Genomic DNA, 15,608 nt, shown 5'->3' with positions numbered 1-15,608 from the left:
GGATTAATTTGCAGTTAAATAAGGGTGGTACCACGACACATTCGTCCCTTGACGGATGTGTCTTTTTGCTGTTTATGCGCCGTATTTGATAACAAAAAGGAAGATTAGGAGTGTGTTATGATGCGTCAAAGTGAAATGCTTGTCCCAACATTACGTGAAGCGCCAGCGGAGGCAGATGCGGCGGGACATCGCTGGTTACTGCGTTCCGGTATGATTCGCCAACTTGCTGCGGGAATTTACAGTTACCTGCCCCTTGGACGGCGTATATTGTTAAATGTTGAACGAATCGTTCGTGAAGAGATGGATCGTGCGGGATGTCAGGAAGTGTTGCTGCCAATTATGCAGCCTGCGGAGTTGTGGGAAGAATCCGGAAGATACACACAGTATGGTCCCGAATTGATGCGTCTGAAGGATCGTCATGCACGGGAATTTGCTCTTGGACCAACACATGAGGAAGTCGTAACCGCTTTAGCGCGGGACGAGGTGAGTTCGTATCGTAAGCTGCCATTCACCCTGTACCAGATCGGAACCAAGTTCCGGGATGAACGCCGTCCTCGATTTGGATTGCTGCGTGGACGTGAGTTCATCATGAAGGATGCGTACTCTTTTGCTTCGGACTGGGAAGAGCTTGATCGGACTTATCAGGCGATGAACACAGCGTACAGTCGCATTCTGGAGCGTTGTGGTCTGGACTATATCCGTGTTGAGGCTGACGCAGGAACGATTGGCGGTCAAGGAGAAACACACGAGTTCATGGCTCTTGCTGATGTGGGTGAGGACACAATTGTAACCTGCAAACATTGTGGATATGCTGCAAATCTGGAGAAAGCGGATTATCAGACTTCAGGAGATATGGAGAAAAAAGAAGGAAGCTTGGAAGTTCCAGCCGACTTTGCGAGTTCAGACTCCATTCAAACGGATGAACATTCAGGAGCGGAAAATGTAGTACGCATCTCCACACCTGGCGTTCGTACGATCGCAGAGTTAAGTTCCTTTGTGGGCAAAGGTGCTGAACATATGATCAAAACGCTGCTTTATGTGGCGGATGGTCAGCTCGTCGCTGCGCTTGTGCGTGGAGATCATGAATTGAATGACATCGCATTAAAGCAGGTGTTGGGGGCAGAGGAACTGATCCTTGCAGACGATGCAGCCATTGCCGCACATCCAAATCTGAAGGTAGGATTCCTGGGTCCGATTGGACTAAATCTGCCGATGGTAGTGGACGCTGACGTGGCAGTGATGAAGAGTGCAATTACAGGAGCCAATGAAGTGGATGTGCATGTTTCCGGCGTACGCCCAGGCATTGATTTTGCATTGGAGCGAGTAGAACGAATTCGCTTTGCTGCGGAAGGGGATGCTTGTCCAACATGTGGATCACCGCTTGTGTTTACCAAAGGTATTGAGGTTGGACACATTTTCAAATTGGGAACAAAATATAGTGATGCCATGGGCGCTTCATTCCTGGATCGTAATGGTCGGCAGTGTGCGCCAGTCATGGGATGTTACGGCATTGGCGTATCCCGCCTGATGGCCGCAATAGCTGAGCAGTATGCAGGAGATGATGGCATAAGATGGCCTGCCGCTGTTGCGCCTTATGATGTGCATCTGATTACAGTAAGCTGGAAGGATGAGCAGCAGCGTCAGCTCACCCTCGAACTGGAAAAACAATTGATCGATGGCGGTTTCACTGTGTTGGTTGATGACCGGGATGAACGTCCGGGTGTGAAATTCAAGGATGCGGAGCTGATCGGATTGCCTGTGCAGATCGTTATTGGCCGAGGAGCAGCAGAAGGACAGGTCGAACTGGGATCACACGCACTTGCAGCATCAGGTGAATCGAAACGAATCGCTTTGACGGCACAGGAGGCTGTGCTTTATGTGAAGGAACAACTCACTTCCTAAATTCAGGGGATTTTCTAATTATATGAGTTTATATAATAGTACCGAATATGATGCGGTAGATGATTTTGATTGCTGAAATTCCAATGAGAGCATGAAAAAGAGGGCTATAGGCATGCAATTTGGTAGGATTTTATGAGTGATATCATACGAAATAACTATATTTGGAGATATGTATTTAGTATACAAATGATTTTATGATTAAGGATTTGAAGATGATTATACGCAGGTGGATTTATGTGCAAGTATGCAATGTTGAGAAGACAGAGATGTCGAAATTAAATGTACAATAAGCGCATGAATACGGTAATTCCGGAGAGTTTTTATATAGTTCGGTGTCGAAGGCACATGATAAAGTTGGTCCGTTATGGCCAAGCTGGGATTTATTTTTGCCTCAGATGATTGTCAGGATCAGCAGGATATGTCCACAGGAAATGTTCAAGTATCTGATGTGGATTGATGTTTAAGAACGGAGATACAAAAGGGTGTCCTCTTAACCAGTAATCTGGCCTGAGGGACACCCTTTTTGTTGTGACAAGATAGATTCGTAATGTTGTTGCACCATATAAGCAATCATGCCTATATGCACTTTGCTTTGCTGAGCTTAAGAAGCTGCAGGCAATTTCAATTGTTGACCTGGATAAATCCAGTGTGGATTTTTGATATTGTTCAGCTTTTGCAATGCCTGCCAAGTTGTGCCGTATTGTTTGGAGATAGAGTACAGGGAATCTCCGGATTTCACAACATGCAGTTTGGCTGGAGCTGGTTTGCTTGGTGTTGGTTTAGACGGTTTTTCCGGTTTTGGTGTTTCTGGTTTTGGCTTGGTTGGAGCTGGTGTTTCTGTTGCAGGAGTTTCCGGCTCTACTGCAGGTTTTACCGCTTCACTGATCCGACCATCTGTTTTGATGTCTACAGCGCCAAGCTTCTGCATGTAATTGATCAATGCTTCGTCCAGCGCGCCATACATACCGGTAGTTGGATATTTGGCAAACATGGTGTATTCGTCACCACCAACAGCTGTGAAATCATTGGTTGCCAGTGTATACGTTGCTTCCGGATCAAGGGCTTTATCACCCACGGTTACGGAATGTACACGGCTACCTTCTGCAGCGGAAGTGTCAATTTTGAACTTGATACCAGATACTTGCGGGAATCCACCGCTTGGTTCGGGGTAGGAACCTACACCGACTTCAAGGGCAGCCAGAATATCGGACCCTTTCACTTCAAGGGTTACCACTTGATTACCAAAAGGAAGCACTGTGATGATATCACCTTTGGTTACAATACCTTTTTCGATGGAAGCACGGATACCACCACCGTTAGTCAATGCGATATCGGCTTTGCTGACATCACGAATGGCATCTGCAAGCAGGTCACCCAGATTAGTTTCTCCTGCACGTACCTGTTCACGTTTACCATCCAGCAGAATAGCTGTATTGGCTACTTCTTCTTTCAAAATAGGTTCTTGTTCTTTTTGAATGGAGTTCACGAGAGTCGCGACTTTCTCATTCGGTTTGATGTCTTTTGCTTCAGTTTCATCAATTAATGTTGCTTGTTTTTTCGTTACTTTACCACCGTCTACCCACAGATCGATGACACCTACGTAGTTAGTGTATTCTCCTGCACTTGCAATCAATGTTCCATTATCGGATACAAGGCCATCTTGCAGTACAGTGTGGCTGTGACCATCGATGAATACATCGATGCCAGGAACTTCTTTAACAACTTTAAAGCTAGTATCCGTGCTGGACGCATCTTGACCAAGGTGTCCCAATACCACAACAACATCTACTTTGCTGCGGATTTCGTTCACCAGAACTTTGGCTTCCGCAGATGGATCTGTAATATCAAGACCTTCTACGTTTTTTGGATTCGTTTTGTACAACGTTTCCGGTGTAGTCAAAGCGATGATACCAATCTTCACGCCATCGACTTCTTTAATGAGATAAGGATCGAAGAGACGTGTTCCGTCTTTTTTCTTCACATTGGCACTCAGCATGGGGAAGTTCATCATGTCCGCCAGTTCGATCAGACGATCCGAACCGTAGTTGAATTCGTGGTTACCCGGTACGATGGCTTGGTATCCCATTTCATTCATGACTTTCACGATGCTCTCACCATTCACAAGAGTGGCAAATGTTGTACCATGCACAGCATCTCCAGCATCGAGCAAGAGTGTGTTAGGGTTTTCGCTACGATATTTGTCAGCGATTCCAGCTACTTTGGCAAAACCCATAGCAGGTGAAGATTCAACTGCACGGGCATGCGTATCATTCGTATGTAGAATGGTAATGTGTTTACCTGTGCCCGGAGTGGTATCCGTTGCAGCTGAGGCAATACCTACACTGCCAAACAGCAAACAGACCGTTAGCAGAAGTGAAACGTAATTCTTCCAGATTTTCATATGAATCCGAAACCTCCCCAAATAATAATCTACTTGAGCGTTTACATAGCTCACGTAGTATTTTAACAGACTATTATTAGGAAATCTCGCGAATTACGTAAAAATACGTAACCTGAAAGTGACATGTAAATCTGCTGTTGGAAAATATAATCTTCTGAAAGAACGTATGTTCTTAAAGTGTGTAAAAAAAATGCTGCGCTTCACGCGGCAGTCCGGTACGTAAACAAAATTTCTCCAAAGATTCATCCGGTTCAGGCATCACTCCTGAGGTTAGCAATTGAATGGCAAAACGATTGGCCTGTCTTTCCAGCTTGCCTGGAGCAAAATAGGAATGTTCCTCCAGAAAGAATCGATTAATCCCTTTATGAAGCCGGTCGTGTCCAAGCTCATGGGCGCACACGAACCGTTGCCATTCCGGCGGCAAATCATTGTGTATGACGATAAACCTGCGCCGGAGCTTGCGAAAGTAGAGTCCCTTGGTGGACTTCCCCAAATTGGTGAAACGAATCTGTATTCCAACCGCGCGGGCAATGCTGAAAGGGCAGTTGGTCCGGTGTTTTCGAATCAGCTTTGTTACGATGTCATCCATATGATCTCACCTGCTGCCTCATTAAATTCAGTGGGTCTTGTCTCATGGGCGATTGTCCGATTCGTCTGTCTTTTTGCGTTTGTTCATCTGTTTGGCTTCCCAGAACAGACCTGTCAGCACATCCTTGATTCGTTTCTTGTCCTCTTCATCGAGTGGAATGCCGTCAAACATCAGATCATCATCGTCCTCCAGCATCTTTTTGAAATCACGACGGTCTTTGTATGTAGCCCACTCCGGTACGTCCTGAAGTTCAGCAGCACTCCCTGGTTCAATATAACCTGCCTGTTTCATCATCTCTGTATAGGGCACCGAGAGTGCATCTGAAATCTTGCGGATGGTCGCTGGTTTTGGCACACCCCGGACCCCATTCTCAATACGTGAAATCTGTGAGTTGCTTATTCCGGCTGCTTCGGCGAGCTGATTGATGCTGTATCCCTGTTGCTCGCGCAGTTGTTTCATATAAGGACCAAAAGCGTGCTCCACAATTATGCCAACTCCTTCGATTCGTACAAGTGCTTGAGTTATAAATTAAGAGAGCTCGTGCTGCACAGATCACTCCGATGACAGAACAACCTTCCGATCGCTGTTATCCCCGAATTTCCTGAATGTATATCTTCATAGGTGGAATTTCGGTGATAAAGGCGAACGCTTCGCTTCTTCAGGTTCTTTCTGTCCTCTCCGTTAACGTGCATATCTAATCCACATCTTAACTTATAAAAATCAAATGACTTATACGGAAGTTCATTAATTAAACAGTACTATAACGTATATATACCATTAGGTAAAGAGATATGAAACAATTATGCCAAAAGGCATAGGAAATGAGAGCGAAGGTTTTATTTTATCGTCAAAACGAACCAAAATGAAGGTTTACTCCGATCTCCAGAAAGTGGTATCCTCAAATAGAAATACGAACACTATACGAACAAAATGTAACAATGACACAGGTTGGATTTTAGAAGTGACTCTTTAAAAAATTGAATTCCCCGGATTATAGCAGTTTGGAGTGATTCCAAAAGGCAACAGGGGGAAATTAAAAAAATGTCGTTACTTTTTTGGAAAACTGGACAACTCTATGAATAAGAGCGTTTTGCCATCGTGCAAAGAACGATTGCAAAACAACATGACGTGAACGATAGAGTGAGTGATATGAAGAATACTAAAGGAGGAAGATAAATATGGAATTGATGCTGCCCGAATTGGACCGACGCAAAACGCAAACAGCTGTTGAGGCTGCGCTGGAAAAATACCGAATCTATAAAACGATTGCATTTGAAGAACGAGAGGTTATGGTGACGGCAAGTTATGCCGAGCGTTTCCACGGTGCAACCAATGTGACGGGTGATTCCACGGCGAGAACGGCGATCTACAATGTGGACGTGCAGCGCGCACGTCAGGCATACTGCGATACGATTGATTTTGTTGTATCCCGGCTGAGTGAAAAGGAACGTGTACTCGTCTGTGAACGATATCTGAAAGACGATGATGTGTTTGACTATAAAGTGTATAACCATGTGTTTGATCCACCTGTCAGCAAGGATACGTATACGAAGATTCGTACACGTGCTTTCTACAAAATGGCGCTGGCTCTGTCCGATCGAGGTCTGATTAATATGGAGCCTTTGTCTGTGTCCCGCAAAGAGCGACAGAAGCTGGGCTGAGTGAGCGATTGAAGAAGTTGATCCTTTAATATCCAGGGTCGATTGGTTACAATAGTTGAACAAACCACAGTTGGCACAGCCAAAGGAGAGAAGTCTGCGATGTCGGAAGAAGTCGGAATGCAGGAAATGATCACGTTGAAGACAATCGCGGAAACGCTCAATACGTCCAATGATCTGAACTTAATGCTGGATACCGTGGTCGGCAAATTACTGGAGTTGACCGGATTAACGGCAGGCTGGATGTTTCTGATTAATGAACGTGGAGACTATACCTGTGTTTCGGATTACAATCTGCCCCCGGCATTACTGCGTGAAGATAAAGAGCCCATGCGAACGGGTACCTGCTGGTGTGTGAACCGCTTTAAGGATGGTCAACTCAATCATGCGGTCAACATCATTAACTGTAAACGGCTGGAGGATGCCGTTGAATTCCAATGGGGAGATACCCATGATATTACCCACCATGCAACCGTCCCGTTAAGGTCAGGTGAGAAGATGCTCGGCCTGCTCAACGTGGCTGCGCCAGCCAAGGAACATTTCAGCGACAGTGAACTGGCACTGTTACAGGGCGTGGCATACCAGATTGGTAGTGCGATAGAACGGATGAGATTGTATCGTGCGGAGCAGCGACGGGCTGATCTGTATGCCAAGCTGGGGGAGTTCAGCACGGCCTTGGGTCTTGCAGTGAACGAATGCAGCAATTCTGAGGCTTTTTCTTTAAAAGTTGTACAGCTGCTTGGGCAGCATTATGATTGGCCTTTTGCTATAATTATTCAGCAGAAAAACGGAATGTTCGTTTTGCAGGCAGCCTATGCAGATGATAAGGTTCGAACGTTATCAATTACTCCGTTATCTTCAGAAGTGACGAGCCACATTAACCATGTAATCAATAGTCATCGTGCTACATCTCTGTCTGGGACAGAGATCGCTGAGATATTTACCTTGTGCAAGTCTGAACAGGTTATGAATTCCATTGTCTCGGGAATTGCTGCTCCCCTTCCCTACCATACGCCAGGGGAAACGGGGATTCTGGTGATCGGAATAGGAACATCAGGTCCTGCGCAGGCGGACCGTGAAGTGCTGGAGGCAGTGGCTGAACATATTGCTGCCTCATGGGAGAGTCTGAAGCTGGCGGAGAATCGCCGCGAACTGGCACGACTCGAAGAGAGGAACCGGTTGGCTCGCGATCTGCATGATTCGGTTAATCAGATTTTATTTTCACTGTCGTTAACGGCTAAAGGCGCGGAAAGTATGTTATCCGGCTCCGAGCAGCTGCACCCGGCAGCGGAAGCGATGAAGGATATTCGGGCTTTGTCTCAGGAGGCTCTCAAGGAAATGCGCGCATTGATTATGCAGCTCCGTCCCGCGGGACTGGAAGCAGGGCTGCTCCATGCGCTACAGGAATACGGCACCAGCCAGGGGCTTCAAGTGGTGATGAATCGCACGGGAACGCGGTCTTTACCGCGTAATATAGAAGAAGCATTGTGGCGAATCGGACAGGAAGCGCTGAATAATGTACGGAAACACGCTGATGTTTCTTCTGCTGAGGTCACCCTCGAGTTAAGTGATCATGAAGTGGTGTTCACCGTCACAGATCAGGGAAAAGGTGGTGCGAACAGGCCAAAAGTGTCGTCTGGAAGCTCGCTTGGTCTGTCCATTATGAAGGAACGGGCCCAATCGCTCGGGGGCAGCTTAGAAATAGTGAGTTCTCCCCGCAAGGGAACAACAGTAACGGCAGTCATTCCACTTCCGTTCGAATCTGTATAAAGTCAGGGGGAAGAAGAGATGCCGATTACGATTTTGCTCGCAGATGATCATGCGATGGTGAGACGAGGGTTGCACGTTTTTTTGACCACACAGCAAGACATGGAAGTTGTTGGTGAAGCATCGAACGGGCAGGAAGCTCTGGCGCAGGCGGAATTGTTAAAACCTGACGTGGTATTAATGGATCTGCATATGCCGGTCATGGACGGAATCGAAACAGCCAGACGGCTGCGTGCATTAATGCCAGGAACGCGAATTATTGTGCTCACATCGTTTTCGGATCAGGATCATGTCGTTCCTGCTGTGCGCGCAGGGGTGAAAGGATATCTACTCAAGGATATTGAACCGGAGGATCTGGCTGTGGCCATTCGCAATGTGCATGCAGGTCAGGTAGAATTGCATCCCGCCGCAGCAGGTCAATTGATGCATGTGATGGCTTCATCCGAGTGGTCTATAAATGAACAGCAACCACAGCATATACCGACAGATCAGACAGCAGACAGTCAAATTCAAGAGCTGAAGCAGGTTGGAAAATCAAATGAAACATCCTTTGGTGGTCCGGATATGCTTACTCGCCGTGAACAAGAGGTATTGGGGCTGATTGCTCAAGGATTGAGCAACAAGGAAATTGCAGTTCAATTGGTCATCACCGAAAAAACGGTCAAAACACATGTCAGTCATCTGCTCGACAAACTGGGTCTGGCGGATCGGACACAAGCGGCTCTTCATGCCGTAAGAAATGGCTGGGTCGTGTGACCAATTCCGACATATGTTCATACTTAAGTCGTATAAACTCAACCTAAAGGTTGAGTTTTTTGGTATTTCAAGTTAAGTCTATCTGCTGACGATTTGGATGCAAAAGAAAGGTAAGATAAGAGTAGAAATAACAGGTCGGTTGAAACATGAGAGTTTGAATTATTAAAAAACCAAGGAGAGTGACATGAATGAATATTGTTATTTTGGCAGGCAGCAATCGGAACAATGCAACCAGTACACGTCTGGGAGAGTATGCTGTGGAGATTATTCGAGGTCAGGGACATCAGGCCAGCCTGTTTGATCTGTATCAGACGCCACTTCCATTCTACGCACCAGATGAAAAACAAGCGGACCATGAACATCTGGCAGACCTGAATACACGTATGCTCGCGGCTGATGCAATCATCCTGTCTACACCAGAGTATCACGGCAGTATTAGCGGTGTGCTCAAAAATGCACTGGATCACCTGAGTCAGGCTCATTTCAGCGGCAAGCCCGTCCTGTCCATCAGCTCCTCTGGCGGAGCGGTGGGGGTAAGTTCGCTTTTACAACTGCAAGCGATTGTCCGGAATCTGCATGGTATCAATGCCCAAGAGTGGATCTCCATTGGTGGTACGCAGCGCAGACGATTCGAAGCGACATTTGACGGATACGAAGAGTACGAAGGCAGTCAGGATATAGAGGAACGGGTTCAGCGGGTTATTGGATTGTTTTTAAATCTGGCCCAGACGTTAACGAATGCGCGGAATTCTACCATGAGTTGAGAACCAAGGAAGATGAAAATGGGAAAGGAAAAGAGGTTGAGCATTATGATTACAGGCATATTTGAAACACATCTAAACGTGACGGATCTGGAGAGATCCCATCATTTCTATGAAACGGTCCTGGGTTTACCTTATGCCTACGGGCAGAAAGAACGTGGAAACTCCTTCTACTGGATTGGTGGAAAAGGCAATGCCATGCTTGGATTGTGGCAAAAGGAACCTTCCGAGGTGAAACGTCAGCACTTTGCTTTTCATGTATCTCTGGAGGATATGAAACATGCAGTGGCTCACTTGGAGAACAAAGGAATCAAGACAAGCAACTTCCTGGATGATGATATCGGTGAACTGTACGTCTTTGGCTGGATGCCTGCGGTATCTGTGTATTTTAACGATCCGGATGGTCACTCGCTTGAATTCATCGCCATGCTCCCGGATGAAGCGAAGCCTGAGCTTGGCATGGTGCCATGGAGTCAGTGGGAGGAGTTGCAGGAGAAGGCCGTATGATGATCGAAGAATTGCAGTTATATACAACACGGCTGGAGGACCTCAAGCATTTTTATCGTGATACGTTGGGAATGGAGGTGTCCAATGCGACAGATCAGGCCTTCAACCTGGAGGTTGGAAGGACGAAGATCATTTTTAAACCGTGTGAAAATGATCATGAGCCCTTTTATCACGTTGCCTGGATGATTCCAACGAATCGGTTCAAGCAAGCGAAGCAGTGGGCTGCATCACATGTTGTTTTAAGCAGGGAAGGAGATCGGGATGAAACGTACTCTACTAATTGGGACTCTCATTCTCTCTATTTTGAAGATCCGGCAGGCAATATTATTGAGCTGATTGCTCATCATCGTATTCAAAACGAGAGTGACCATGACTTCTCGACTCAAGATATATTACAGGTGTGTGAAGTTGGACTGGTGACGGAGGATGTTCTGTCTACGGTGAATGAGCTTCAGCAGATTGGACTCACGCGCTGGGGTGAGGTCAGTGATACCTTTGCTCCTGTAGGAGATGTGCACGGTCTGTTTATTGTGGTGAGGAAGGATCGGACATGGTTTTTCTCCAAACAAAAAGCACAGATCTATCCGTTGGAAGTATCCATCCTTGGCGTGGGCAAGCTTCGAATTGGCTAAACTTTGCATTCCGGGGCAAAACGGGCATATGTGGAGCATTTCCATCATGTTATAGAAGTAAACGCTTTATGTATTCATTAGGATATATAAGTTGAACTAAATTTACACGATAACGGAGAGGACAGATCTTAGTTCAACTTATATAGTTTCTCTGATGGACTTACATATGATGAAGGGTGGTGGCAAGCTTGGATCGACGTTTGTTGGAAGAGGGACTATCGATTATCGTTTCCAGTCGGGAACGTACAGGAGATCTGTGGCACGCCCATTATGGGGCGGGTGCGATTGCGGCATATTTTTGGGTACGGGAAAATCGTCTCACTGCCCTTGCCGCCGGCAGTGTTACCGCCGAAGCAAAAGCCATGCTTCGCCAGCATGGAATCAGCCCTGGTCAGACCTCTCCGATTGGTGAGATGATGCCTAGGGAAGATGCCGAAGCGCGTATTACGGACGCATTGGATCGAACGATTGGAGAGCTGCACTGGGTTGGACACCAGGCCATCTACGGGGCAATCAGTCTGAAAGCTATTCGCGAACTGGATGGATGGGGCACTGCGGAGGACATTGGTCGGCTGGTTGAACTGATCGATTCATTCGATCGAACCATCCCGGGAAGATCTTGGATGAACACAACGCTGAAAGAAATTCGCAGTCTGAAGCCGGAAAACAGCGATGGTTTCCCCGAGATTGAAGATCCAGTTCAGTTGTCACGCCTGATTCTGGATGAGCTTGGGGCGTTCCAGACCATATATCACGCGGAAGCGCATCATGACCTGATTGGTCATATGCTCACCTACGGACATGCGCTTAATATATTATATGAATTGGGTTATCCGGCATTATTCCACAAAGGCATCCCGCCTTTCCTTACCATGGTGAAGGCACTACGCTTAAGCCGAGATGTGGATATTGAACAGGAGATGCCGACATTGCAATCACCCGTAGACCTGCTGCCACTGGAACAAGCGGAACGATCAGTGGCGCTCCCTCATGAACTGGAATACTGGCTCACCGACAGACGTTCCCGTGACTGGAACGGAGGTCATATATTCAAATTCCCGTTCAGCTTCTATCATCATGCCAAGAACGGGGAGCCCGTACCTGAAACATGGGAGAACTTTCGTTATATCATCGCGTGAGATAAAACATACATTTCAGAAAGGGGTGTCCGACATGACGGACACCCCTTCTAGGCATTATTCTGGTCTACCGAATTGTGGGCATCCGGTACCTTTTTAACGGGGCCAAATTTCAAAAATAAAAAGAATCAGCATGACTCTGGACACCAGCATGTATGGTGATTTTCGTACGGGCTGACGTGCTGCCCATATTCCCCAGGAACTCATAAGTGCAATACTCCCCCAGAACATCCATAAGGAGATGCCTTCGGGCGTAAATAAAAAGGACAGCTTGGGCAGTCCCCTGTTGCCAGCCCCAAGAAGAACAGTGGTCATATAGACGAGGGTAAGGAAAAGTAACTCGAAAAGCAGGGTTTGCAGCCAGAAATAATAGATGTTGAACACTTGTAGCATGATGACTGTGATCAGGATAAACAGGATACCAACGGATAAGAATGTTGCCGCGGTCCATCCAATGAGAGATGTTGTTATAACATCTGTTTCCTGATATAAGATGTACATTCCCAACGCATACATAGCGGGGCCCGCCATATAACTGGTGACAGCAATCCAAAGATAGAAGAAATACCTCTTTTTCATCGTCATATCCATCCTTTATTGTTCGTAGGATTTGAAAGCTACTTATGTCATATAAACATCATCAGGATGGGTTTGGTTGGATTGTCGATAGGATTTTCTCGCGAGAAACCGACATTTAACCGCCACGGAGACGACCACATTCATGCGTAATTCATCCCGATTACCATCAGCGTAAGTGGGTAAAGGCGGTAAAATGGTATTATCGGATCAGCAGCAAGGAAGACACACTGACAGCTCATACGCTAAAGTACAGACCGGCCATGGGGCCGGTTTTTTAATTCGGTGATTGCATCCTTGCCCTGATCGGGTATTAAAGACTAAACAGATAACAGGAGGCTACGTGATATGAAAACAGTATTGTATGTTCCACTGGATGATCGTCCAGCGAATCTGTATGATGTGATTGTGCAAGGGAAAGCAGCCGGTATCCATATCGTTACACCGAACCTGAGTGATATTAAGAATCGTCTGGACTCGGAGAAAACCGTAGATGGCACAACGCTGCTCGGCACCTCCACGCCGGTTTATGGCAAACCGTCCAAGATTCACGACTTTATTCTGAAACATGCTGCCAAGGTCGACGGATTCATTATCTCATCCGATATGCTCGCCTATGGCGGTCTGATTGGCAGTCGTCAGCTCCGCGGAGATGGTGGAGACGTCTATCCGGAATACGATGAAGAAACCACGCGTTTGCTGGATGTGATCCGCGTGATCAAGCAGAAATATCCACGCAAACCCGTATTTGTAATGGACACCATCATGCGTTTGGCTACGACCTCGTTTGCAGATGGCTTGGCGCTCGATGCATATAATGAGTCTCGTGCGTTAATGCAGCAGCCACGTCAGACATACACCGAGTTTGAGGATATTATCGAAGGTTATAACCTGTCCCCAGATGGGGTGGAATATGGGACAACGACCTATTTTGATAAAGAACAGTATTACAACACAAGACAACATAAATTCAAAACAAATCTGTACATTCTGGATCAGCTGGCTCGCACAGGTTATATCGATTTCCTCGCGGTTGGCGTCGATGATGCCAACACGCAGGGTGTTCAGATCAATGAAATCAAATATGTAGAAGCGCGGATCAATGAATGGCTGGGTGGAACCAATGGACAAAATCCGGATCGTGCTATCATCCTGCCGGATGCAGATGGTCTGGGGCACGCTTTGGTCGCTCGCATGGCTAACCAGTTGTTCCGAGGTGGGGCGAGGACACGTTACGCAGTGAAATATTTTGGTCCTCACGGCAATACCATCATCAACACGTATGAATACATGGATGTACAAGAAAATGTGGTTCGTCATGTGGATATTGTAGGTGGTGTGCTTGTAGCGGATTCGGCATATCCTGAACCTGAGGTGGTGACGGATGTGGGTGCTGGCTTGGAAAATGAACAGCTGGTGGCTGTATCAGCCGATCAAGTTGTCCCGTTTGACATGGCCTCCGAACTGGATCGTATGACGAAGGGTCACCCGGGTAATTCCGGGGAGAACACGGGCATCGACATTGAGATTATTGCCATTACGGCTCTGGATCAGGTGCAGGCTGCGTTGGAGCAATTGACGCTAAATAGTGAGCAAGGTCTGCCTTCGGTATTGATTGATTTTGTGGGTAAAGGACCAGCCAATGTTGATGTTGCTGAAGCGTTGCTAAACAGTCCATATACCGGGCGGGTTCTGGGATACAGTGCCTGGAATACACCAGGTAACAAGATCGGTATTGCCGTAGGCATGGGACAGTCGAGGTACGCATTGATCACAACAGAGAAGCATGAGCATAAGTTGCGAGATGCTATGAATGCGCATGGCTCGCTGTTGTTTAAGCGTTTCCTGAAGGATTATTACTACAAAGCGGTAGCGATTGCGGACATCCGTACGTATTCCCGAGCCCATGCGCTGTATACCAACGTGGCTACACTTTCGGATCAAAATATGTTGCTGTTCAACTCAGAGGAAGACTATGCCCATTTGCAAACATTACTCCGTGATTTGATGCAGACTTATACCACGGCGCTTGCGAATAAAACAGCGTTCCAGACAGGCAATGTGGCGATAAAGCAGATCTGTAATGACGAATTGTCCTACGCGACGTATGCTAGTGCGCTGCTGGAATATGCGAATCCCGATTTCATCTGGGGCCGTGCATTTGAGATTACGTTGAACCCGCAGGTTACGCTGAACTAAACTTTTATCTCACCATGGGCTCCTCATGTTTGGGATCATCACTGGTATGACTGTACTGCTTAATCTCGCCGTTGTTAAAAATGATATATTGGTACTTCGCTTCGAGTTCATCCGCGAATGTTACTGAGGCACCGTAAGGTGCTTCAGAACTTTTTGAGGAGTAAGTACCTTGTACATCGATAAGCTGTTCGGGTGAGTAACCTTTCTGTTTAATCAGGTAAGTGGTTACCTGTTGTTCAGCATCATTTTTCTTGAGCGGATTACCAAGCAGTCCGAAGTAAGCCCAGCAGGATATCCCGAGTATAAATGCTAAGACAGCAAGTGAAGTAATCTTGAATTTTTTACTCATAGTTATTTCTCCTTCTTTTACTTAAGCCACAATGAATTTGATAATGAAATATTAATATATTTGGATAAATTTATCAATTTATTGAACTTAATGCTTAATGATTTGTTCGTTAAAATGATGATTCCAGAATCGTCTTTTTTCCACCCGAACAACACCCTTAATCGCACCGAAGTCGTACGGAACACCATCCGCGCTAGGAATGAAAGAGTGTAAGATTGTATTATCGGATCAATAACAAGGGACGCACCGAAAGCACATACGCTAATGTACAGACCGGCCAGGTGGCCGGTCTTTTTGATGCGGTGAATATAGTCCCGGTATTGGTTCGATAGCAATACAGACTCTGAGTTAAAAGGGGGAGTCTACTGCAGC

At 46.6% G+C, this 15,608-nt stretch carries 14 protein-coding genes; 9 read left to right on the top strand and 5 right to left on the bottom strand.

Features of this window, described 5'->3' with window-relative positions; translation table 11 throughout:
* Positions 1-120: 120 nt before the first annotated feature.
* Entirely contained in the window at positions 121-1,902 is a 1,782-nt protein-coding gene (locus BLS69_RS17660; protein ID WP_091033952.1) for a proline--tRNA ligase, read from the top strand.
* Between the two features lie 601 nt (positions 1,903-2,503).
* Here BLS69_RS17660 and BLS69_RS17655 read toward each other — a convergent pair.
* From BLS69_RS17655 to BLS69_RS17645, 3 genes are all read right to left on the bottom strand, one after another.
* Positions 2,504-4,303 (bottom strand): 5'-nucleotidase C-terminal domain-containing protein, encoded by a 1,800-nt coding sequence (locus BLS69_RS17655; protein WP_091033949.1) that lies wholly within the window; start codon positions 4,301-4,303, stop codon positions 2,504-2,506.
* A gap of 172 nt (positions 4,304-4,475) precedes the next feature.
* Positions 4,476-4,892 (bottom strand): ImmA/IrrE family metallo-endopeptidase, encoded by a 417-nt coding sequence (locus BLS69_RS17650; RefSeq protein ID WP_017690190.1) that lies wholly within the window; start codon positions 4,890-4,892, stop codon positions 4,476-4,478.
* 42 nt (positions 4,893-4,934) lie between these two features.
* A complete protein-coding gene (locus tag BLS69_RS17645) occupies positions 4,935-5,378 on the bottom strand; it encodes a helix-turn-helix domain-containing protein (protein ID WP_082219000.1) in 444 nt (147 codons plus the stop codon).
* A gap of 692 nt (positions 5,379-6,070) precedes the next feature.
* On the opposite strand from BLS69_RS17645, the gene BLS69_RS17640 reads away from it, so the two are divergent.
* The 7 genes from BLS69_RS17640 to BLS69_RS17610 all read left to right on the top strand — a co-directional run bounded on the left by BLS69_RS17640 (position 6,071) and on the right by BLS69_RS17610 (position 12,112).
* Positions 6,071-6,553, top strand: coding sequence for an ArpU family phage packaging/lysis transcriptional regulator (locus tag BLS69_RS17640; protein WP_017690187.1), 483 nt, complete (start codon positions 6,071-6,073; stop codon positions 6,551-6,553).
* A 99-nt stretch (positions 6,554-6,652) separates the two neighbouring features.
* On the top strand, positions 6,653-8,320 hold the full coding sequence (locus BLS69_RS17635; RefSeq protein WP_091033947.1) for a GAF domain-containing sensor histidine kinase: 1,668 nt from the start codon (positions 6,653-6,655) through the stop codon (positions 8,318-8,320).
* 18 nt (positions 8,321-8,338) lie between these two features.
* Positions 8,339-9,073: a response regulator gene (locus BLS69_RS17630; protein ID WP_091033944.1), complete on the top strand. Its 735-nt coding sequence runs from the start codon at positions 8,339-8,341 to the stop codon at positions 9,071-9,073.
* Positions 9,074-9,261: 188 nt separating this feature from the next.
* Positions 9,262-9,837 (top strand): NADPH-dependent FMN reductase, encoded by a 576-nt coding sequence (locus BLS69_RS17625; RefSeq protein ID WP_091033942.1) that lies wholly within the window; start codon positions 9,262-9,264, stop codon positions 9,835-9,837.
* A 45-nt stretch (positions 9,838-9,882) separates the two neighbouring features.
* Positions 9,883-10,341: a VOC family protein gene (locus BLS69_RS17620; RefSeq protein WP_091035119.1), complete on the top strand. Its 459-nt coding sequence runs from the start codon at positions 9,883-9,885 to the stop codon at positions 10,339-10,341.
* Positions 10,338-10,973, top strand: coding sequence for a VOC family protein (locus tag BLS69_RS17615; RefSeq protein ID WP_176872758.1), 636 nt, complete (start codon positions 10,338-10,340; stop codon positions 10,971-10,973). The genes BLS69_RS17620 and BLS69_RS17615 overlap by 4 nt, the downstream gene beginning before the upstream one ends.
* A 179-nt stretch (positions 10,974-11,152) precedes the next feature.
* Positions 11,153-12,112, top strand: a complete 960-nt coding sequence (locus BLS69_RS17610; RefSeq protein WP_091033938.1) for a hypothetical protein — start codon at positions 11,153-11,155, stop codon at positions 12,110-12,112.
* Between the two features lie 96 nt (positions 12,113-12,208).
* On the opposite strand, the gene BLS69_RS17605 is transcribed toward BLS69_RS17610, so the two are convergent.
* The gene (locus BLS69_RS17605) at positions 12,209-12,691 is read right to left on the bottom strand and encodes a hypothetical protein (RefSeq protein ID WP_091033934.1); all 483 of its coding nucleotides are present in this window, start codon (positions 12,689-12,691) and stop codon (positions 12,209-12,211) included.
* A gap of 345 nt (positions 12,692-13,036) precedes the next feature.
* Between BLS69_RS17605 and BLS69_RS17600 the strand changes: the two genes are divergently transcribed.
* On the top strand, positions 13,037-14,887 hold the full coding sequence (locus tag BLS69_RS17600; protein ID WP_091033932.1) for a DUF4127 family protein: 1,851 nt from the start codon (positions 13,037-13,039) through the stop codon (positions 14,885-14,887).
* A 4-nt stretch (positions 14,888-14,891) separates the two neighbouring features.
* Here the strand turns inward: BLS69_RS17600 and BLS69_RS17595 are convergent, their stop codons facing one another.
* Positions 14,892-15,236: a YfjL-like protein gene (locus BLS69_RS17595; protein ID WP_091033929.1), complete on the bottom strand. Its 345-nt coding sequence runs from the start codon at positions 15,234-15,236 to the stop codon at positions 14,892-14,894.
* Positions 15,237-15,608: the final 372 nt, after the last annotated feature.

Source organism: Paenibacillus sp. CF095 (assembly GCF_900101225.1).
In the GTDB taxonomy this organism is placed as follows: domain Bacteria; phylum Bacillota; class Bacilli; order Paenibacillales; family Paenibacillaceae; genus Paenibacillus.
Note: the sequence above shows the minus strand (reverse complement) of the source record. Positions and strands in the feature narration are given on the sequence as shown.

Coding starts and splice junctions, on each gene's coding strand:
- BLS69_RS17660 (WP_091033952.1), top strand. CDS start 121: ATGCGTCAAAGTGAAATGCTTGTCCCAACATTACGTGAAGCGCCAGCG.
- BLS69_RS17655 (WP_091033949.1), bottom strand. CDS start 4,303: ATGAAAATCTGGAAGAATTACGTTTCACTTCTGCTAACGGTCTGTTTG.
- BLS69_RS17650 (WP_017690190.1), bottom strand. CDS start 4,892: ATGGATGACATCGTAACAAAGCTGATTCGAAAACACCGGACCAACTGC.
- BLS69_RS17640 (WP_017690187.1), top strand. CDS start 6,071: ATGGAATTGATGCTGCCCGAATTGGACCGACGCAAAACGCAAACAGCT.
- BLS69_RS17635 (WP_091033947.1), top strand. CDS start 6,653: ATGTCGGAAGAAGTCGGAATGCAGGAAATGATCACGTTGAAGACAATC.
- BLS69_RS17630 (WP_091033944.1), top strand. CDS start 8,339: ATGCCGATTACGATTTTGCTCGCAGATGATCATGCGATGGTGAGACGA.
- BLS69_RS17625 (WP_091033942.1), top strand. CDS start 9,262: ATGAATATTGTTATTTTGGCAGGCAGCAATCGGAACAATGCAACCAGT.
- BLS69_RS17620 (WP_091035119.1), top strand. CDS start 9,883: ATGATTACAGGCATATTTGAAACACATCTAAACGTGACGGATCTGGAG.
- BLS69_RS17615 (WP_176872758.1), top strand. CDS start 10,338: ATGATGATCGAAGAATTGCAGTTATATACAACACGGCTGGAGGACCTC.
- BLS69_RS17605 (WP_091033934.1), bottom strand. CDS start 12,691: ATGAAAAAGAGGTATTTCTTCTATCTTTGGATTGCTGTCACCAGTTAT.
- BLS69_RS17600 (WP_091033932.1), top strand. CDS start 13,037: ATGAAAACAGTATTGTATGTTCCACTGGATGATCGTCCAGCGAATCTG.
- BLS69_RS17595 (WP_091033929.1), bottom strand. CDS start 15,236: ATGAGTAAAAAATTCAAGATTACTTCACTTGCTGTCTTAGCATTTATA.